The organism is Bacteroides sp. OF03-11BH (assembly GCF_003604005.1).
GTDB classification, from domain to species: domain Bacteria; phylum Bacteroidota; class Bacteroidia; order Bacteroidales; family Bacteroidaceae; genus Bacteroides; species Bacteroides ovatus.
In genome coordinates, this window is the sequence record NZ_QTMW01000021.1 from 90,302 (window position 1) to 110,784 (window position 20,483).

13 protein-coding genes are annotated in these 20,483 nt (G+C 43.9%); 4 read left to right on the forward strand and 9 right to left on the reverse strand.

What is annotated here, in order from left to right:
* The first annotated feature begins 4 nt into the window (after positions 1–4).
* Positions 5–580, forward strand: a complete 576-nt coding sequence (locus DXA54_RS16195; protein ID WP_004301854.1) for an RNA polymerase sigma-70 factor — start codon at positions 5–7, stop codon at positions 578–580.
* A 315-nt stretch (positions 581–895) separates the two neighbouring features.
* Here DXA54_RS16195 and DXA54_RS16200 read toward each other — a convergent pair whose 3' ends face one another.
* From DXA54_RS16200 to DXA54_RS16210, 3 genes are all read right to left on the reverse strand, one after another.
* The gene (locus DXA54_RS16200) at positions 896–2,794 is read right to left on the reverse strand and encodes an ATP-binding protein (protein WP_120080055.1); all 1,899 of its coding nucleotides are present in this window, start codon (positions 2,792–2,794) and stop codon (positions 896–898) included.
* A 117-nt stretch (positions 2,795–2,911) separates the two neighbouring features.
* Positions 2,912–5,548, reverse strand: a complete 2,637-nt coding sequence (locus DXA54_RS16205; protein ID WP_008650965.1) for a valine--tRNA ligase — start codon at positions 5,546–5,548, stop codon at positions 2,912–2,914.
* A gap of 66 nt (positions 5,549–5,614) precedes the next feature.
* Positions 5,615–6,253, reverse strand: a complete 639-nt coding sequence (locus tag DXA54_RS16210; protein WP_004309825.1) for a hypothetical protein — start codon at positions 6,251–6,253, stop codon at positions 5,615–5,617.
* A gap of 140 nt (positions 6,254–6,393) precedes the next feature.
* Here DXA54_RS16210 and DXA54_RS16220 point away from each other — a divergent pair, with 140 nt between their 5' ends.
* Together DXA54_RS16220 and mazG are read left to right on the forward strand one after the other, a co-directional pair.
* Complete coding sequence (locus DXA54_RS16220) at positions 6,394–7,449, forward strand: DUF3810 domain-containing protein (RefSeq protein ID WP_120080047.1); 1,056 nt, start codon at positions 6,394–6,396, stop codon at positions 7,447–7,449.
* Between the two features lie 12 nt (positions 7,450–7,461).
* Positions 7,462–8,250: a nucleoside triphosphate pyrophosphohydrolase gene (gene mazG, locus DXA54_RS16225; RefSeq protein WP_004304635.1), complete on the forward strand. Its 789-nt coding sequence runs from the start codon at positions 7,462–7,464 to the stop codon at positions 8,248–8,250.
* A 106-nt stretch (positions 8,251–8,356) separates the two neighbouring features.
* Here mazG and DXA54_RS16230 read toward each other — a convergent pair whose 3' ends face one another.
* The 6 genes from DXA54_RS16230 to rpsA form a co-directional block, all read right to left on the reverse strand.
* Positions 8,357–8,824, reverse strand: coding sequence for a hypothetical protein (locus DXA54_RS16230; protein WP_004301847.1), 468 nt, complete (start codon positions 8,822–8,824; stop codon positions 8,357–8,359).
* A gap of 27 nt (positions 8,825–8,851) precedes the next feature.
* Positions 8,852–9,232: a hypothetical protein gene (locus tag DXA54_RS16235; RefSeq protein ID WP_004301846.1), complete on the reverse strand. Its 381-nt coding sequence runs from the start codon at positions 9,230–9,232 to the stop codon at positions 8,852–8,854.
* 47 nt (positions 9,233–9,279) lie between these two features.
* Positions 9,280–9,831: an RNA polymerase sigma factor gene (locus DXA54_RS16240; protein WP_004304634.1), complete on the reverse strand. Its 552-nt coding sequence runs from the start codon at positions 9,829–9,831 to the stop codon at positions 9,280–9,282.
* A 24-nt stretch (positions 9,832–9,855) separates the two neighbouring features.
* Positions 9,856–11,397, reverse strand: coding sequence for a L,D-transpeptidase family protein (locus DXA54_RS16245; RefSeq protein ID WP_229036809.1), 1,542 nt, complete (start codon positions 11,395–11,397; stop codon positions 9,856–9,858).
* Positions 11,387–12,325, reverse strand: coding sequence for a ribonuclease Z (locus DXA54_RS16250; RefSeq protein ID WP_008775508.1), 939 nt, complete (start codon positions 12,323–12,325; stop codon positions 11,387–11,389). Before DXA54_RS16250 ends, DXA54_RS16245 begins: the two co-directional genes overlap by 11 nt.
* A gap of 301 nt (positions 12,326–12,626) precedes the next feature.
* A complete protein-coding gene (rpsA, locus tag DXA54_RS16255) occupies positions 12,627–14,429 on the reverse strand; it encodes a 30S ribosomal protein S1 (protein ID WP_004301842.1) in 1,803 nt (600 codons plus the stop codon).
* Between the two features lie 96 nt (positions 14,430–14,525).
* Here rpsA and DXA54_RS16260 point away from each other — a divergent pair, with 96 nt between their 5' ends.
* The gene (locus DXA54_RS16260; protein WP_120080049.1) at positions 14,526–20,483 is read left to right on the forward strand and encodes a DUF3320 domain-containing protein; all 5,958 of its coding nucleotides are present in this window, start codon (positions 14,526–14,528) and stop codon (positions 20,481–20,483) included.

Sequence of the window (20,483 nt, forward strand, 5' to 3'; positions counted from 1 at the left end):
ATACATGAAAGAAGTTCACCTGTCAGAAAGCAATTTCCTATTATCTGCTATACAGCGAGGCGACCAAAAAGCATTTGATGCACTGTTTCGGAGGTATTATCCGGCACTGTGTGCCTACGGCCATCGCTTCGTCGATCTGGAAGATGCGGAAGAAATTGTGCAGGATTCTCTTTTATGGATTTGGGAGAACAGAGAAAATTTGTTTATCGAAACCTCGCTTAGTTCGTACCTCTTTAAAATGATATACCGCAAAGCTCTGAACAAGCTTGCACATATTGACGCCACTCAACGTGCCGACACTCGATTTTATGAAGAAATGCAGGAGATGCTACAAGATACGGATCTTTATCAAGTCGAAGAGTTGACACAACGCATCAAGGATGCCATTGCCACATTGCCGGAAAGTTACCGGGAAGCTTTCGTGATGCATCGGTTCCGGGATATGAGTTATAAAGAAATAGCGGAAATTCTGGGAGTATCTCCCAAAACTGTAGATTACCGCATTCAGCAGGCATTAAAGCAACTACGCGTAGATTTAAAGGATTATCTGCCTTTATTGCTACCAATTCTATTTCCTTAAAATAAACCAGCTATCTATTTTCTTATCTATTACGTTCTATTTACTAAAGTACTAATAGATAACTTCCGTTGTATTAGGGATAAACTTACATTCCCCTACTGCCAAACTTCTTTTTGGCTAAGAGAAATCTATAATTGCAAGCTTCATTTATAAAAACGGAAGTTCTGATTATATAATTGCAAGTTTCGTTTATACAATCAGAACTTGCGTTTATAGTTTCTTCTTAGTCAAAGACAACTTATCCAATAAGGGAAAGGAAGTTTGCAATAAGAGCATAGCAACTTATCTACTGATAGATTGGAGAGAAATAAAGCATTAATTCTGCCGATAAGGTAAGGTAAACCAGAAAGTAGATCCTTTGTTTTCTTTCGACTCCACTCCTACTTTCCCTCCCAAGCGGTCTACAATCGTATGGCAGATAGAAAGTCCCAGTCCGGTACCTTGCACAAAGGAATTGTACTTCACAAACCGTTCAAAGACATGGATACACTGTTCAGAAGACATTCCACAGCCAGTATCCGACACATAAAAATAAATCGTTTCGGAGTCTAGCAGACGATACCCCATACGAATGGTACCCACTTCTGTAAATTTGATGGCATTAACAATGAAATTGGCAAGTAGCTGAATCAAACGGTTCTTATCCGTATATAATGTACATTCGGGCAGTCTCTCCACAAATGTGAAAGTCACATTATTGTGTCGCAGACGTAACTGCATACTCTGCTCGATTTCTTCAAGCGTCTGATTCACATCAATCAAGGCAGGATAGAAATCGAATGTACCGGCTTCAATCTTCGACAAATCCAGAATATCATTAATCAACTGGAGCAACAAATCCGTATTTGTTTCAATGAGGTCTGCATATTCGGACATTTCTTCACGGTTTTCGACATGAGGAAGCATATTGGAGAATCCTACAATAGCATTCAAGGGCGTACGTATCTCATGACTCATATTAGCCAGGAATGCGGATTTCAATTGATTGGCCTGTTCCGCTTTTTCCATTGCTTCATGCAGACGACTATATGCTTTCCGAAGAATGCTGATATAATATATGATAGCAACAATCAGAATTAACAGGAAGATGGAACAGACAATAATTTCAACAGAATACTGCTGAAAAAAAGTCTTGGGCTCATTGACATAAACAGCATCGGCCGGATAACGGTATGACGGTATATTATGAGCTTTCAATACCGGATAACAAAGATAGGCACTTCCTTTCCCTCCCACTCCACCGGGAATATTCCGGGCCTGTTCACCCTTCAATATCCGATCAAGAATCTCCAGCAGAGAATCGCTGAAAGATTCTGCCGAGACATAGTATCCACCCGCAAAAGTATTGTTCGATAAATCTTCGTGAGAAAGCAGGAACAGAGGCGAAGGAGTAAAATTAGTGATAATCTCCTGAATGTGATCGAAGAGATAGTTGTTATCATTCTCGTTATGCGACTCAAACCATGAATAATAGATAATCCCCGTATTGGATTTATAGCTGCGCAACGTATCGAGTAGCATTTCCGTGGATAATTGAGTGGTGGAAAGAAGCTCCAGACGCAAATCAGGAAAGTTTTCCTCTACGGCTTCTTTCACATCTCGGCGGGTTTCTTCACTGATATACCGATCGTCTGAAATAAAAGCCAGACGTTCCATGTCAGGTATCAGTTTATAAATTAAATCTACGGTCTCCTTGACGTAATAATGCTGCTTCAAGGAAGTGATATTATATTCCCGTCTCCATTCTTCCGCAGAAACACTGTTACTTTCTGTGAGTGGAGCATGAGACAGCAGGATATCCAGAGAAGCAGGCAGACGATCGCGGGCATTTGTCACAACTACCGGGACATCTTCCCATACATCATCAAACAATTCACGGCAAACAATCCATCCCGGATCTCCAATCATCACAATAGCAGTGGGAGGCTCCGGATACTTCTGACGCAAATGGGTGACTACGGCATTCGCCTCCATCTCATTCACCAGAGCAGGTACGGAAAGCGATTCCGCCTTCACAGAAATTCCTTGTTTCTGAAGAGCATCATGAAGACACCAATAAAAGTTTTTAGCCCAAGGCAGATTGAAATTAATCGAGTTTAAAACCAGTACTTCTTTATTTGTATTTTCGGTTCGGGCTGACGCAGGTGATAAGAATCCTTCAATAAAAAGGAATAATCCAAGGAGGAATGGAATGATCCGTAACGATTGTTTCATTTGTGGTATTCTATAAATAGCGGAAGCAAAGATAGTATTAATTTCTTTAGTGCAAAAAAAAGGCATCCCAAAACGAATTGAGATGCCCTTTATTATATAAAATTAAGTATCAAAGGATTATGATTTCTTCAAAGCCGCAATACTTTCTTTCAAAGAATTAATGATGCTCTCTGCATCGGCTTGCTTCTTACGTTCCAGTTCAAGAACGGCAGCCGGAGCATTATTGACGAATTTCTCGTTGCTAAGTTTCTTCATCACTCCCTGCAAGAATCCTTCTTTATGCTTCAATTCGGCTTCCATACGGGCGATTTCGGCTTCCACGTCAATCATATTACCCAATGGCACGGCAAATTCGGTCGTTCCTATCATGAAAGAAGAAGCACCTTCTGATTTGCTTTCTACCACTGTTACGGAAGACAGGTTACACATCTTGATAATCACCGGATTCAATTTCTCTACCGGATGAGTGCCTACAACCTGCAATTCGAGTTCTTCTTTCAGAGCAATGTTTTTCTGCAAACGGATGCTACGGACATTACTGATGATTTCCTTAGCTACTTCAAACTCTGCCAGGAATTGTTCATTTGCTCCGACCGGTTCAAACAGTTGAGTAACCATCAAACTTTCACCCGGTTCACGCTCACGCAGTTGTTGCCACAATTCTTCTGTGATAAATGGCATAAAAGGATGCAGCAATTCAAGCAGACGCTCGAAAGAGCTAAGAACCATACTATAAATAAAGCCATTAACAGGCTGTCCATAAGCAGGTTTCACGATTTCCAACAGCCAAGAAGAGAATTCATCCCAGAACAGTTTGTAAACCAGCATCAACGCTTCGCTCAAACGATATTTGGAGAAGAGATCGGCCACTTCAACAGCTGCCGCATCCAGTCTTTGGTCAAACCACTGAACTGCCAGATGTGCATCGGTAGGGATCTCAATAGTACCTTTGGCATTTGTCCAGCCCTTAATCAGACGGAAAGCATTCCATATCTTGTTGCAGAAGTTACGTCCCTGTTCGCAAAGTGCGTCATCGAAAAGAATATCGTTTCCGGCAGGAGCAGAAAGCATCATACCCATACGTACTCCATCGGCTCCGTATTTCTCGATCAACTCCAACGGGTCGGGAGAATTACCGAGTGACTTGGACATTTTACGTCCCAGTTTATCACGAACGATCCCTGTGAAGTAAACGTTCTTAAACGGCATCTGTCCTTCGTACTCGTAGCCTGCCATAATCATACGGGCTACCCAGAAGAAGATAATATCCGGTCCTGTCACAAGGTCGCTGGTCGGATAGTAATAGTTGATTTCTTCGTTACCCGGATTGTTGATTCCGTCGAACAAAGAGATAGGCCACAACCAGGAAGAGAACCAGGTATCCAGACAATCTTCGTCCTGACGGAGATCTTCGATTGTCAAGGCGGCATTGCCGGTTTTCTCTTTCGCTTTTGCCAATGCTTCTTCTGCTGTAGCAGCTACCACATAACCGCCCTCCGGGAGGAAGTAAGCAGGAATGCGATGTCCCCACCACAACTGACGACTGATACACCAGTCTTTGATGTTCTCCATCCAATGACGGTAGGTATTCTTGTATTTTGCAGGATAGAACTTCAGTTCATCGTTCATTACCGGAGGCAATGCCATGTCTGCAAAATGCTGCATCTTGAGGAACCATTGCATAGATAGTTTCGGTTCGATCACTACGTTGGTACGTTCCGAGTAACCTACCTTATTTGTATAGGCTTCTGTCTTGTCCAGCAGTCCGGCAGCTTCGAGGTCTTTCTCTATCTGTATACGAACATCGAAACGATCCATGCCGATATACATACCGGCAGCTTCGCTCAATGTACCGTTATCGTTGAAGATATCAATGCTAGGCAGGTTGTACTTTTCACCCAGCATATAGTCGTTTACGTCATGAGCAGGAGTCACTTTCAGGCAACCTGTACCAAATTCGATGTCTACATAATCATCTTCAATCACAGGGATGGCGCGGTTTACCAGCGGAACGATCACTTTCTTACCTTTCAGCCATTCGTTTTTCGGGTCGTTCGGGTTGATACACATCGCTGTGTCACCCATGATTGTTTCAGGGCGGGTAGTTGCCACTACGGCATAGCGTCCTTCCGGATCACCTTCTACTTTATAGCGGAGGTAATATAGTTTTCCGTGCTCTTCTTTGTAGATCACTTCCTCGTCAGAAAGAGCGGTCAATGCCTTCGGGTCCCAGTTTACCATACGGACACCACGGTAGATCAATCCTTTATTGAACAGGTCTACGAAAACTTTCAGTACACTTTCACTGCGTTTCTCGTCCATAGTGAAAGCAGTACGATCCCAGTCGCAGGATGCACCGAGTTTACGAAGTTGTTTCAGGATGATACCTCCGTGTTCGTCTGTCCAATCCCAAGCATGTTTCAGGAATTCGTCACGAGTCAGGTCGGTTTTCTTGATGCCTTGAGCAGCAAGTTTGTTTACTACTTTAGCTTCAGTAGCAATAGAAGCATGGTCAGTTCCCGGTACCCAGCAGGCATTCTTGCCTTCCATACGGGCACGACGAACTAAAATATCCTGAATGGTATTATTAAGCATGTGTCCCATGTGCAACACACCGGTGACGTTCGGGGGCGGAATGACGATGGTGTAAGGTTCACGGCCATCGGGTTTCGAACTGAATAAATGATGGTCCAGCCAATACTGGTACCATTTTCCCTCCACGTCAGCGGGATTGTACTTACTTGCTAATTCCATATTGTTTTATGTATATATGATAATGTATATTCTAAAAATAACGGGTGCAAAATTAATAATTTAAATTCAAATCTTACCACCCTCGGGGTGTTTCTGTGCACGGAAAGAGAATTTATACCCCTCATAAAGAGCGAATCCGTAGAATAAAGCAGTCATTGACATCACATTTTCCAGCATAATAGAGAATATTTCTCCATAGTCCACACTTACCAGAACGTCGAAATAGGACATATCATAATCCTGGGAAATATACCCGATAATGGAAAAGAAATCACCCAGGACACAACTAATCAGGGATAATGCCGCACCGATAATTCCGAAAATGGGACGTATTCCTTTCCCTTTCCGCATGGCAAAGCCAACCATAAATCCGATAGCAATGGGCATAAATCCAATCTGACGACCCGTAGAAACAGATATCAGTCCCCATGCCACCGCACCCACAATACAGGCAGCGACTGCGTACAGTACTCCTTTGGAGAGATTCTCTTCGGCAAGCATTTCTTCTTCTGTCATAGATACCGGGAAGTCTTCCGGCTTGGGAGGGGCTAATCTTTCCAGCTCTTCATCTTTCTCAAAACTTTCACATTCTTCTTCAAAAGCAGGAAGTTCTCTGGTGCGCTTACAAACAAGACCTTTACCATTCACGAAATCACGTGATACGCAATTCCGGCAATACTTTTCAATTTCTTCTGATGTAGCCATCTTTTATCCGGTTTATGTTGAATGACTTTCCCTATTATACAAGTTATAAAGCCATTGTTAACAGATTTTTTGCAAATATAGAGGTATTTTTTCGCGCGACGTCTATTTAATGCATATTTTTGTTGACTGATATTAGACAAATGATGAAAAAGAAGCCAAATGTAAGATATTTAGCCTTAGGAGCAATCTTAATCCTGGTGTGGCTAACGCAATGGATTCCTGCTCTGGCAACAATCTATTCGCAAACAATCTACCCTTTTATCTCTTACGTTTTGTCGTTTTTTTCCAATTTATTTCCTTTTGCGATAGGAGACTTATTTATCTTCCTTAGTATCGCGGGCGTGATTATTTATCCTATTTATGCCCGTCTCCGCAAAAAGTTGTCTTGGAAGAAAATTTTATTGCGTGACGGCGAATATCTGTTGTGGATTTATGTATGGTTCTATCTGGCTTGGGGACTGAATTATTCTCAAAAGAACTTTTACCAACGAACCGAAATCCCATATACAGCCTACACTCCCGAAAATTTTCAGGAGTTCGTTGACGACTATATCACCCAATTAAATCGTTCGTACACCCCTGTAAATAGTATCAACCAGGATTTGATACGGGAAGAAACCGTACGAATCTATAATCAGTTAAGTGATAGCTTGGGCGTGCACCGACCTCCACACGATCATCCGAGAGTAAAGACCATGTTGTTTACTCCGTTCATTTCCATGGTAGGAGTAACCGGTAGCATGGGGCCTTTCTTCTGCGAATTCACCCTTAACGGAGATTTGCTTCCCGCCAACTATCCCGCCACTTATGCTCATGAACTAGCCCACTTGTTAGGTATCACCAGCGAAGCGGAAGCCAATTTCTATGCCTATCAGGTTTGTACCCGTTCACAGGCAATGGGTATCCGTTTCTCCGGATATTTCTCTGTACTGGGGCATGTACTGGGGAATGCAAAAAGATTACTTTCAGAAGAAGAATATACAAAACTCTTTCAACGCATCCGACCGGAAATTATTGAATTAGCCAAGAATAATCAAGCCTATTGGGCTGCCAAGTATAGCCCGGTAGTGGGAGCCGTACAGGATTGGATATACGATCTTTACCTGAAAGGAAACAAGATAGAAAGTGGCCGCCAGAACTACTCGGAAGTAGTAGGGTTATTGATTTCTTACCAGGAATGGAAAAAAATGAATTAAATAGATAGATTTATGTCACATACCAGACAAGAACAGATGGAAGCCTTTGGACGCTTCCTGGACATTCTCGACGAACTGCGTGTTAAATGTCCCTGGGACCGTAAACAGACGAATGAAAGTCTGCGTCCCAACACCATAGAAGAGACTTACGAACTTTGCGATGCCCTGATGAGGGATGACAAGAAAGAAATCTGCAAAGAGTTGGGAGACGTATTATTGCACGTCGCTTTCTATGCTAAGATAGGCTCGGAAACAGGAGATTTTGACATCAAAGATGTTTGCGACAAGCTGTGCGATAAGCTGATTTTCCGCCATCCGCATGTCTTCGGAGAGGTGAAAGCAGATACAGCCGGACAAGTTTCCGAGAACTGGGAACAGTTGAAACTTAAAGAGAAAGATGGAAATAAGAGTGTATTAAGCGGTGTGCCCGCTGCCCTGCCCTCGCTTATCAAGGCTTACCGTATTCAGGACAAAGCCCGCAATGTAGGTTTCGACTGGGAAGAACGGGAACAGGTTTGGGATAAAGTGAAAGAAGAAATAGGTGAATTTCAGGAGGAAGTGGCCAACATGGATAAAGAGAAAGCGGAAGCTGAATTCGGTGACGTGATGTTCAGCCTCATCAATGCGGCACGCCTTTATAAAATCAATCCCGATAATGCACTGGAACTTACCAACCAAAAGTTTATCCGCCGCTTCAACTATCTGGAAGAGCACACCATCAAGGAAGGAAAAAGTCTGAAAGATATGTCTCTCGAAGAGATGGATGCCATTTGGAATGAAGCAAAGAAAAAAGGACTGTAACTTCCTTACCGGCATAAAAAAACAGAGGCTCTATTCCCACCGGACAGAGCCTCCATTTTACTCAAACAGAGCGTCTGTTCATACGAATCAGACGCTCTGTTTTTCTTTATTTCTTCTTTGAATCGTCTCCCTTGTCTTTGCTACGATTCATACCTTTTATCATTTCGCGGTGAAAACGCATCTCTGCACGTTGCACGAGAAAAATCTTCTTGCTTGAAAGAATCTTTTTAAACTTACCCAAATAAGTTTTATCAAGCTGGTCGGCAGCAATACGGTTGTTGGCTACCTTCTCATTGATTTCTGCATATTGAGCTTCCGTCGTTTTATCATCCTTGCCTTTGCGCATCAAATCCCATGACTCATCATTCAGTTTCTTCTTTTTATCCTGGAGTTCAAAATAAACGGGAAAGAACTTGGCTGCTTCTTCTTTATTCAATCCAGCCTGTTCGATAATGAAAGCTTTTTGTTTTGCCCTGAACTCCTCCCGGGATAAATGCTGATCACATCCATCAGCAGCCCAAAGAACAGGCATAAAGCCACATAACAAAACGACCAATGCGATAAGTTTTCTCATTTTCTGTATTCAATCAGTTTTTATAAATCATTCTACACTTGCGTCACTCAAATAAACATATAACGAATAATCATCCAGCATGGCACGATCCACTGCTACATCAATCATTTCGTCAGATACGACTACTTCAGTATCCACTTCTGTCACCGCTACATCATCTGCTGCAGCAGGTTTATGATCTGTTGACGCTACCCGGATAATCAAGGCCGCCCCTACGAACATAGCTGCCATATAGAGCAATGGTTTCAGTCTTGTCCATGTGCTGACAGGTTCTTCCTTAAAAGCAACTTTCTCTTTTTCAGGAAGTTTATTCATTACCTCCGAAGTCAGGTTCTCAAAGTAACCATCGGGCACTTTGAAGGAATTTTCCTTTCCAAGCTTCTTCAATAAAATATCTTCTTCTTTCATACGTTTTTCTCCTCTCTTTTCATTAGACAGTGTCTCATTTAAAAGGTTTAATCTATTTCTTCTAAAAACTTCTCAATTTTCTTCACCGCATGATGATAAGATGCTTTCAGTGCACCGACCGACGTGCCGAAGATTTCCGACATCTCTTCGTACTTCATTTCCTGATAGTATTTCAGGTTGAACACCATACGCTGCTTTTCGGGCAAAGTCTGCAGGGCTTTTTGCAAGCACATCTGTATCTTGTCGCCCGAAAAGTAGGCGTCACTTTCCAGCTTTTGCACAACTACTGCTTCGGGATCGTCAATATCCACGGTAGTCATGGCACGCTGCTTATTCAGAAAGGTAAGACACTCATTCAGCGCGATGCGATAGAGCCAGGTCGACAGCTTCGCCTCGGCACGGAAATAATCGATATTCGTCCATGCCTTGATGAAAGTGTTTTGCAGGAGATCGTTCGCATCCTCATGCGACAGTACCATCCGGCGGATTTGCCAATACAATTGCTCGCTATACTGCCCCACAATCATTTCAAATCCTTTCCGCTGTGTACTCTCCTCCTGAAGGAGTTTCAGAACTTCGCGTTCGTTATAAGGAATCATAATCTCTCGTATCTGTATGTTTATTTATGGTTTCAAATTCAGGTTATTCATCGCCTCTAGTAAGGACGGATCATATTTATAAATGTCCTCACAATACCTCAAATTATTATCGGCAGACAGATAAACCGTCTGATAATCTATAAATAAAGGTATATATTGTTCCAAACTATAATGTTTCAATTCACGATAAGCCGCACTGATGGGCAGCTTCTTTCCCTCTTCACTCACCGGCTTGATATCCATTGCAATACGAATACGGTCTTCCAACAATTCATCCGGCTCTTTCAACAGGAAGAACGCGAAGTCGAGTGCTTTTTGAAGACGGACGCAACCGTGGCTCACCGCACGATTATTCCGTGTAAAAGCCCACCGTGACGGAGTGTCATGCAGATATACGGAATGAGGATTGGGAAAACGGAAGATGATACGTCCCAAGGAATTCCCTGTTTTGTTGTCCTGCTTCACCGTATAAGGTACGCCACTTCCTGCATACTTCGCCCATTTAATACTGTGGGGATCTACCTGGAGTCCATTCTTATCGTATACCTTCATGCGGTTACGGGTAAAATACGTCGTATCTCTGCGGTAAGTAGGAATGATCTCTTTCCGAATTATGCTTTGAGGCACATTCCAGTAAGGATTCAGTTCCATATAATAAATCCTGCTTGACAATAGAGGAGTTTTATTCTTCACAGTCCCTACACAAATACGCATCTCCAGGATAGAGTCTGTTTCTTCGTTGACGGCTTGCAACATAAATGCCGCCACATTAGCTATCACATATTTTCGTCCTTTATCCAATGCATATTGCCAACGTGCCCGCTCCATGTTTACCAATAGGCGGTCGCGATAATAATCCGTAGTATCTGTCACTCCCCAGCCATTCACACGAACCAGCTCTTCCTGCATCTTATGATAAAGCGGGGAAGCGGGTTGCGCCCGGTGAAAAGCGGCGTTAGGATTTGCACGCAAAGAGTCGAGAGCGGCCATTGCAAACTTCACGTCACATTGTTTTAAAGGAATGTGGTCGATCGAATCATTCCATCTGCGCTCCGGAGGCAAGAATCCGAATTTCAATTGACACACATACGAAAGATAGGCGGCTGTTAACTGATACTCCACGTCTGCCAGCAGACGGTTCATCGTTTTCCCTTCACGCAGTTTCAAGGTTCGTATCTGTTGCAATTCCTCACGGATGCTATCGACAGGATACAGATTCGGATTAACTCCATGTTGTGAAATGTTTCCTAACCAGAATAACATCGAGTCTGCCACCTGTACGGCAGGTTTATCGGATATGAGAGAATCGTTCAGCCAAAAGAATTCATCCTTTTCCTGATAATGTGCCAGCAAAACCGAATCCCAGGGAGTTACCGGATTTTCGTTCAGGCAAATACGAATCATCTGATGAATGCTGTCTGCATTTATTTGATAAGCAGGATGGAACAGTTCCTGGAGGGAAGACAAAGAATCCGGTATCGGAGATTGAGGTTTCTCTTTTTTACAGGCTGCCAAGCAACCGAAGAGCAGGATGATTACTCCCCAAAGCAGTCGACTACTTTTCATAGACAGTCCCTCCATCAACGTCAATACACAAATTTTCTTTCGCTAAAATGGTTTGTGGAAAAATGGCGGACGCTTCATGAAGTAAGACAGATTCATCTTCATAACGGGCGGAAAAATGTCCGATCACCAGTTGTCTCACATTGGCATCCAAAGCAAGCTGCGCAGCTTGCGCAGCAGTGGTATGATAAGTTTCCTTAGCGCGTGCCTGCTCGGTCTGTGCAAAGGTGGCCTCATGGAAAAGCAAATCTACATTTTTAATTTGTTCAGCAAGGGACGGACGATAGATTGTATCGGAACAATAAGCATATTTACGCGCCGGAGCCGAAGGGCGGGTTAAACGTAAATTGGGTATTACTTCTCCCTCGGGAGTTACAAAATCCGCTCCGTTCTTGATGCGGTTCAGTTCATAGACCGGGACTTTATAAAAGTCTACCATGTCCCTGATGATATGATTAGGACGCTGTTTCTCTTCAAAAAGGAAACCACAACAGGGAATTCGATGTTTTAAAGGGATTGTGGTTACAGTCACCGAACGGTCATCGTAAATGAGCATCGGTTCTTTCGTTTCGAATTCATGGAAGAACACCTTATAAGTCAAAGTCTTGCAAAAGAAAGCAAGCATCGGCGCAAACAACTCTTCCAGTCCTCTTGGAGAATGAATATGTAAATCAGCAGTTCTCCCTAATAATCCGAATGTAGAGATCAGTCCCAACAATCCGAAACAATGGTCACCATGTAGATGAGAGATGAAGATATGATTTAATCGGGAAAATTTCAGTCGCGAGCGGCGTAATTGCATCTGTGCTCCCTCGCCACAATCAATCATAAATAGTTTTTCACGCAAGTTTACGACTTGAGAGGTCGCAAAATGTCGCGTAGTAGGCAAAGCAGAACCGCATCCCAATATATGTAACTCAAATTTTTCCATGGTATGCAAAGATAGGACATTTCACATTTAATCTTGCAAAGGAAAAGGAAATATTTCACCCCAGGGTTACACAGATTAATACAGATTTTGATAATTTATTTTTAGACATAAGAACAAAAGAACATAAAGGCAGCGCTTTGAAAATTATTTCTGTTGCTTATTGAACTGCTATTTTATTTTTTATTCTTTTGTTCTTATGTCTGAATTAAATTCCCTCTTATCTTCATTTCTTAAATCTGTGGTGAATAAAAAAAGCGCCCCCAAACGGGAGCGCCTTTCATTGGAAAATATTCTATTCAGATTATTTCTTTCCTTCCAACTGTTCTTTCAATGCAGCAAGAGCGTCGATATCGCCCAGCGTAGTTGAAGCAGCCTGGTTCTGGATCATCGGAGAATCTTCTCTCTTGTTGCTAGAAGATGACTTCTTAGCACCAGAAGCAGCTTTCTTTTCTGCTCTTTCTTCAGCCTTAGCTACATCTTCGAAGATACGGCTGTGAGACAGGATGATTCTCTTAGCATCTTTGTTGAACTCGATCACTTTGAATTCAAGTTTCTCATCCAACTGTGCTTGTGAACCGTCTTCTTTTACAAGGTGTTTCGGAGTTGCGAAACCTTCTACACCGTAAGGAAGAGCTACAACAGCACCCTTATCCAACATTTCGATGATTGTACCTTCGTGTACAGAACCTACAGTGAACACAGTTTCGAATACATCCCAAGGATTTTCTTCGAGTTGTTTGTGGCCAAGGCTCAAACGACGGTTTTCTTTGTCGATTTCCAATACCTGAACTTCGATGTCAGCACCAATCTGAGTAAATTCTGATGGGTGTTTTACTTTCTTAGTCCAAGAAAGGTCAGAGATGTGGATCAAGCCGTCAACACCTTCTTCGATTTCTACGAATACACCGAAGTTAGTGAAGTTACGAACTTTTGCAGTATGCTTAGAACCTACAGGATACTTTTCTTCGATAGTTTCCCATGGATCTTGTTTCAGTTGTTTGATACCCAAAGACATCTTACGTTCTTCACGATCAAGTGTCAGCACAACAGCTTCTACTTCGTCGCCTACCTTCATGAAATCTTGTGCAGAACGCAGGTGTTGGCTCCAAGACATTTCTGAAACATGGATCAAACCTTCTACGCCCGGAGCGATTTCGATGAATGCACCGTAGTCAGCCATAACGACCACTTTACCTTTCACCTTGTCACCAACCTTCAAGTCAGTGTCAAGAGCATCCCATGGGTGCGGAGTCAGTTGTTTCAAGCCAAGAGCGATACGTTTCTTTTCATCATCGAAGTCAAGGATAACAACGTTGAGCTTCTGATCCAGTTCAACCACTTCTTTCGGATCGCTAACACGTCCCCAAGAAAGGTCAGTGATGTGGATCAAACCGTCTACGCCGCCAAGGTCGATGAATACACCGTAAGAGGTGATATTTTTAACAGTTCCTTCAAGAACTTGTCCTTTTTCAAGTTTACCGATAATTTCTTTCTTCTGTTGTTCCAGTTCAGCTTCGATAAGAGCCTTGTGAGATACAACAACGTTTTTGAATTCCTGGTTGATTTTAACCACTTTGAATTCCATTGTTTTGCCAACGAATACATCATAGTCGCGGATCGGTTTAACGTCGATCTGAGAACCCGGCAAGAATGCTTCGATTCCGAATACGTCTACGATCATACCACCCTTAGTGCGGCACTTGATGTAACCCTTGATAATTTCTTCATTTTCCAGAGCAGCGTTAACGCGATCCCAAGAACGAGTAGCGCGAGCTTTTCTGTGTGACAGAACGAGCTGTCCTTTTTTGTCTTCCTGATTTTCGATGTATACTTCTACTGTATCACCGATCTTCAGATCCGGATTGTAACGGAACTCATTCAATGGGATGATACCGTCTGATTTGTAACCGATGTTCACAACTACTTCACGCTTGTTCATTGCGATTACGGTTCCGTCAACAACCTCACGGTCGTTCACTTTGTTAAGCGTACCGTCGTAAGCTTTTTCCAGTTCATCGTGGCTAACGTTGGTTACTGTTTCGCCATTTTCATAAGCATCCCAGTTGAAATCTTCAATAGGAGCTACGTTCTTTAAGTTTTCCATTAATAAATAAATTGTTTAATACTTTAATTAAATAAGACATTATATTATCTATAAATCGGGCGCAAAGGTAGGAATATTTTCTTGATTGACAAAAGAATGGCAGAAGAAAAGAGAATTATATCCGTATTTTTTGTAATATTGCAATCTTTAATTTATACAGTTTTTGCCATGGACGAGAGATTGGACAAAGTCAAGGTGCAATGCGACTATTTACCGCTTATTAATTTTGCGATACAACAAAACGGTGCATCAATCATTCATCAGCTTTCTATTGAGAATACAACGCCTGCCCCGCTGAAGGACATTCAGGTACAAATCACGACAGAACCGACTTTCGGAAACGCCGCTCCGATAGCTGTGGCACAGATTCCGCCCAATGAATCGATATGCCTGTCGTCATTCAATCTCACTTTGTCCGCCAACTATTTCACACAGCTGACCGAACGTTTATCCGGCAATCTGAAAATTGAAATTACTTCCGAAGCAGAATCCGTATTCTGCCAAACCTACCCTATCGACATTCTGGCATACGACCAATGGGGAGGGCTCAATGTATTGCCCGAAATGCTGGCCGCTTTCATCACCCCCAATCATACAGCCATTGTGCCAATCATCAAGAGAGCCGCTTCCATCCTGGGACAATGGACTGATAATCCGTCCCTCGACGAATATCAAAGCCGCACTCCGGACCGGGTAAGGAAACAGATGGCCGCCATCTACACGGCTATCACGGAACAACAGATTATATACAGCACCATCCCCGCCAGCTTCGAGGAATATGGGCAACGTGTACGGCTAGCCGACTCCGTAATGGCACAAAAACTGGGAACCTGTCTGGATATGGCCTTGCTCTATGCTTCCTGCCTGGAAGCAATCGGTCTGAATGCACTCATTATCATCACTCAAGGGCATGCTTTTGCGGGAGCCTGGCTAGTGCCGGAAACTTTTCCGGATCCTACCATTGACGATGTTTCCCTGTTAACCAAACGGACAGCCGAAGGAATCTACGACATTACCTTAGTTGAAACGACCTGCATGAACATGGGACATTCGTCCGATTTCGACAATGCAGTGAAGAAAGCGAACGGAAAGCTGACGGATGGAAACAGTTTCATTCTTGCCATAGATGTGAAAAGAGCGAGACATTCGGGCATCCGCCCCATCCCCCAACGCACTCTGCACGGGCAGGTATGGGAAGTAGAAGAAAAGGAGACCGACATTCAAAGAAGTGCCGTTCATGCCACTCCGCAAAGTATCAATCCGTATGATTTATCGGGCAATGAAACCCAGGCCGTGATTACCAAACAACTGTTATGGGAAAGACGGTTGCTGGATTTAAGCCTGCGCAACAACCTGCTGAATATCCGGATTACCAAAAACACGCTCCAACTCATCCCGGCTAATCTATCCTGTCTGGAAGATGCATTGGCCGACGGAGAAGAATTCCGCATCCTCCACCGCCCTGCCGATTGGGAAAGTCCGGCGATGGATTTCGGGATTTATTCCTCCATACCGGAGTCTGATCCCATGATTGGTTTCATCAACTCGGAACTTTCCCAGAAAAGGTTGCGTTTCTATCTGCCCGAAAACGATTTAGGCAAGGCACTGACTCACTTATACCGCTCTTCGCGTACTTCTATCGAAGAGAATGGAGCCAACACGCTCTATCTGGCTCTCGGACTTTTGAAATGGTACGAGACACCTTCCAGCGAACGTCCCCGCTATGCCCCCATCTTGCTATTACCGGTTGAAATTATCCGTAAATCGGCAGCCAAAGGTTACGTAATCCGTTCCCGGGAAGAAGAAACAATGATGAACATCACCTTATTGGAAATGCTTCGCCAAAACTTCGGAATCACCATATCAGGATTGGACCCGTTGCCTACCGACGAAAGCGGCGTAAACGTCAAGCTGATCTATTCCATTATCCGCAACAGCATTAAGAACCAGCGTAAATGGGACGTGGAAGAGCAAGCGATTCTGGGTATCTTCTCTTTCAACAAGTTCATCATGTGGAATGACATTCACAACAATGCCAACAAACTGGTTCAGAACAAGATTGTGTCCAGCCTCATCAACGGAAAGATAGAATGGAAAGCCGCCACAGAGGAAATAGATGCAACGGATATGGACAAACAAGTGTCGCCTGCAGACATTGTATTACCCATCATCGCCGATTCTTCGCAACTGGAAGCCATCTACGAAGCCGTACACGACAAGACTTTCATCCTGCACGGGCCTCCGGGAACAGGAAAATCGCAAACGATTACCAATATCATCGCCAACGCGCTTTACAAAGGAAAACGTGTCTTATTTGTAGCGGAAAAGATGGCTGCCCTCTCCGTTGTGCAAAACAGATTGGCAGCTATCGGGCTGGCTCCGTTCTGTCTGGAAATTCATTCCAACAAAACAAAGAAATCCGCCGTTATCTCGCAACTGAAAGAAACTACGGAAATTATCAGGCAGACACCTCCCGAAGAATTCAGAAAGGAAGCGGAACGCCTGCTGAATTTACGGGCGGAATTGAATCAATATATCGAAGCCCTGCATAAAGAATACCCGTTCGGGGTTTCATTATACGACGCCATTATTCATTATCAATCCGTGGACGTCGAATCTTGTTTTGATATTCCACAAGCTTATCTGGATACATTAGATAAAGACACATTTGCCCAATGGGAAGATGCCATCGAGCTGCTAGTCCGGACGGCCAATGCGTGTGGACATCCTTACCAGCATCCATTAACCGGTATCTCGATTACCGAATATTCATCAGCCGTTAAGGAGGAATCCTCCCAACTGCTCACCGGATTTATCGACCTGTTGACCACCATCCGGCAGAAGCTGGATGTATTCTCCATACTTCTAAAAGATACGGATATACACCCTACACGCAAGGATTTCCAGACAATCTCCCACATCATCCGGAGAATACTCGACATTCCGGAACTGACTCCCGAATTGCTGACTTTGCCGTTGCTCAACGAAACACTGAATGAATACCGGGAAGTAGTGGTTCACGGACGGAAACGGGATGAACAAAGGAAAGAGATAGAAACCGGATTCACCCAAGAAATCCTGTCTATCAACGCCAAGCAGATGATAACCGAATGGAACCGGGTATCCGCCCAATGGTTCCTTCCCAGATATTTCGGACAGCGAAAAATCAGAAAGGCAATCAACATATATGCTTTAAAAACGATTGAAACAGAAGATATCAAACCTCTGCTCCACCGCATTATCCGGTATCAGGAAGAAGCTGAAGCCGTCCAAAAATACACCGGGCAACTTCCCTCCCTATTCGGACGTCCCGGCAAGAACGAGGATTGGAACACCATTGAGCAGATAATCGACGACATGACTTCCCTCCACTCGCATTTGTTGAACTACGCAAAAGACATTGCCAAAGTTTCGCAAATCAAGCAGAATTTGTCCGCACAACTCACTGAAGGAATTCAAACATTCAGAGACATTCATGCTCATTCTTTCAATGAACTGTATCAGCTCGCAGATACACTCACAGCCACCGAAAAGAAATTGTCCGGCATGCTGGGTATCTCGATCGAAGAACTTTATACCGATTCAGCCGACTGGATAACGATTGCCTTGTCAAAAGCCCGAACCTGGAAAGAGAACCTCGACAAGCTCAAGGACTGGTATCAGTGGCTACAAGCCTACCAAACCCTGCATAGTCTGGGAATAGGATTTATCGCGACGGAATATAAGGAAAAGAATATTCCTACCGGCCAACTTACAGACAGTTTCCGCAAGAGTTTCTATCAGGCGGCTATCCGGTATATCATTGCCAAAGAGCCGACTCTGGAATTATTCAACGGTAAGATATTCAATGACATCATTGCTAAATACAAACAAATATCCGCCAAATTCGAAGAAACGACGCAAAGAGAATTATTTGCCCGGTTGGCCTCCAACATTCCGTCTTTCACTCACGAAGCCATCCAAAGTTCCGAAGTGGGTATCCTTCAAAAGAATATCCGCAACAATGCCCGCGGCATATCTATTCGCAAGCTATTCGACCAAATTCCCACTTTGTTGTCGCGCATGTGCCCGTGTATGCTGATGAGTCCTCTTTCCGTCGCTCAATTCATCGATACGGACGCTGATAAATTTGATTTGATTGTCTTTGATGAAGCCTCACAGATGCCTACTTATGAAGCGGTGGGCGCCATTGCACGGGGTAAAAACGTCATTATCGTAGGCGACCCGAAACAAATGCCTCCTACCAGTTTCTTCTCGGTCAACACCATTGATGAAGACAACATTGAAATGGAAGATTTGGAGAGTATCCTTGACGACTGTCTCGCTCTGTCTATCCCTTCCAAATATTTATTATGGCACTACCGAAGCAAACATGAGAGCCTCATCGCTTTCAGCAACTCCGAATATTACGATAACAAACTGATGACTTTCCCCTCACCGGACAACATTGAATCGAAAGTCAGGATAGTCAACATCAACGGTTACTATGATAAAGGCAAGTCGCGCCAGAACCGGGCGGAAGCTCAAGCTGTGGTGGACGAAATAGCCAGAAGATTGAGAAGCGAGGAATTAAGAAAGAAAAGTATCGGTGTAGTCACTTTCAGCATTGTCCAACAAGCCTTGATAGAAGACTTATTATCCGACCTTTTTATCTTTTACCCCGAACTGGAAACTCTTGCGCTGGAATGCGACGAACCGTTATTTATCAAGAACCTGGAGAATGTGCAGGGAGACGAACGCGATGTTATTCTCTTCTCTGTGGGCTATGGCCCGGATGCAGAAGGGCGCGTCAGCATGAATTTCGGACCACTGAACCGGGCAGGCGGCGAAAGAAGATTGAATGTAGCCGTTTCCCGTGCCCGGTATGAGATGATTATCTATTCCACCCTAAGGTCGGAGATGATCGACCTGAACCGGACTTCTTCTATTGGAGTAGCCGGACTAAAACGTTTCCTCGAATATGCGGAGAAGGGAACCCGAAGCACCATCAACAGTGTGCCAAGACAACTGTCGGAAGCAACAGTCTCCATCGAAACGATCATTGCCGACAGACTGCGCTCATTGGGTTACACCGTGCATACAGACATTGGTTGCTCCGGATACAAAATAGACATAGGTATCGTCGACACCGAAAATACCTCTAACTATCAGTTAGGTATTATCTGCGACGGCAAAAACTACAAACGTACCAAGACCGCACGTGACCGGGAAATTGTGCAGAATAATGTATTGAAAGCACTCGGATGGGACATCTACCGGATATGGACAATGGACTGGTGGGAAAAGCCGGACGAAGTAATGGCAACTATCCAAGAGGCTATCGCCCGGAAAAAGAGTTCAAAGGTCGGCTCAATGACAGCAACCGAAATCAATTCTACTCCGACAGAAGTGACAGAACCTGCACCGACGACACAGATGACCAACAATGAGATTTCATTCGTACTCAAGGCATCGCCTGCTGCTCCTGAAAAGCAAGCTGCTTCCGTTCTTTCTACTCAAAACCGGATAGAACAAAAGTACAAGTTTGCAAAGATCACCCCATACAGTTATTCACCGGAAGACTTTTTCTTTACGGACAGTTACTCTATCCTCCTCTCCCAAATACGGAAGATTATGGAAAGCGAGGCGCCAATCAGTAAATCCCTGCTCTGTAAGAAAATCCTGTCCGAATGGGGAATCAGCCGCTTGGGAACACGGGTAGAGGCACAAATAGAAACAGCACTCGACACATTGAATATCTATCGCACAGAATACGAAGGACTTGTCTTCTGCTGGAACGACAAAGAGCAATGCGCTTCCTATTCAATCTATCGCCCGGTTTCCGACCGGGAAGCGACAGACATACCACCTGAAGAGATAGCCAATGCCATCCGGCAACTATTGACCGACTCCATCAGCCTGCCTGCGGCAGATTTGATAAAAGCATGCGCACAACAGTTCGGCTTTGCCCGTATGGGATCGAACATAGACGCTGCCATGCAAAGAGGTATTCGCGAAGCTGTGAAAAGGAATTACGCCAAGATAGAAAATGAACGGGTAACGATTGCCAATTAG

Coding starts and splice junctions, on each gene's coding strand:
- DXA54_RS16195 (WP_004301854.1), top strand. CDS start 5: ATGAAAGAAGTTCACCTGTCAGAAAGCAATTTCCTATTATCTGCTATA.
- DXA54_RS16200 (WP_120080055.1), bottom strand. CDS start 2,794: ATGAAACAATCGTTACGGATCATTCCATTCCTCCTTGGATTATTCCTT.
- DXA54_RS16205 (WP_008650965.1), bottom strand. CDS start 5,548: ATGGAATTAGCAAGTAAGTACAATCCCGCTGACGTGGAGGGAAAATGG.
- DXA54_RS16210 (WP_004309825.1), bottom strand. CDS start 6,253: ATGGCTACATCAGAAGAAATTGAAAAGTATTGCCGGAATTGCGTATCA.
- DXA54_RS16220 (WP_120080047.1), top strand. CDS start 6,394: ATGATGAAAAAGAAGCCAAATGTAAGATATTTAGCCTTAGGAGCAATC.
- mazG (WP_004304635.1), top strand. CDS start 7,462: ATGTCACATACCAGACAAGAACAGATGGAAGCCTTTGGACGCTTCCTG.
- DXA54_RS16230 (WP_004301847.1), bottom strand. CDS start 8,824: ATGAGAAAACTTATCGCATTGGTCGTTTTGTTATGTGGCTTTATGCCT.
- DXA54_RS16235 (WP_004301846.1), bottom strand. CDS start 9,232: ATGAAAGAAGAAGATATTTTATTGAAGAAGCTTGGAAAGGAAAATTCC.
- DXA54_RS16240 (WP_004304634.1), bottom strand. CDS start 9,831: ATGATTCCTTATAACGAACGCGAAGTTCTGAAACTCCTTCAGGAGGAG.
- DXA54_RS16245 (WP_229036809.1), bottom strand. CDS start 11,397: ATGAAAAGTAGTCGACTGCTTTGGGGAGTAATCATCCTGCTCTTCGGT.
- DXA54_RS16250 (WP_008775508.1), bottom strand. CDS start 12,325: ATGGAAAAATTTGAGTTACATATATTGGGATGCGGTTCTGCTTTGCCT.
- rpsA (WP_004301842.1), bottom strand. CDS start 14,429: ATGGAAAACTTAAAGAACGTAGCTCCTATTGAAGATTTCAACTGGGAT.
- DXA54_RS16260 (WP_120080049.1), top strand. CDS start 14,526: ATGGCAGAAGAAAAGAGAATTATATCCGTATTTTTTGTAATATTGCAA.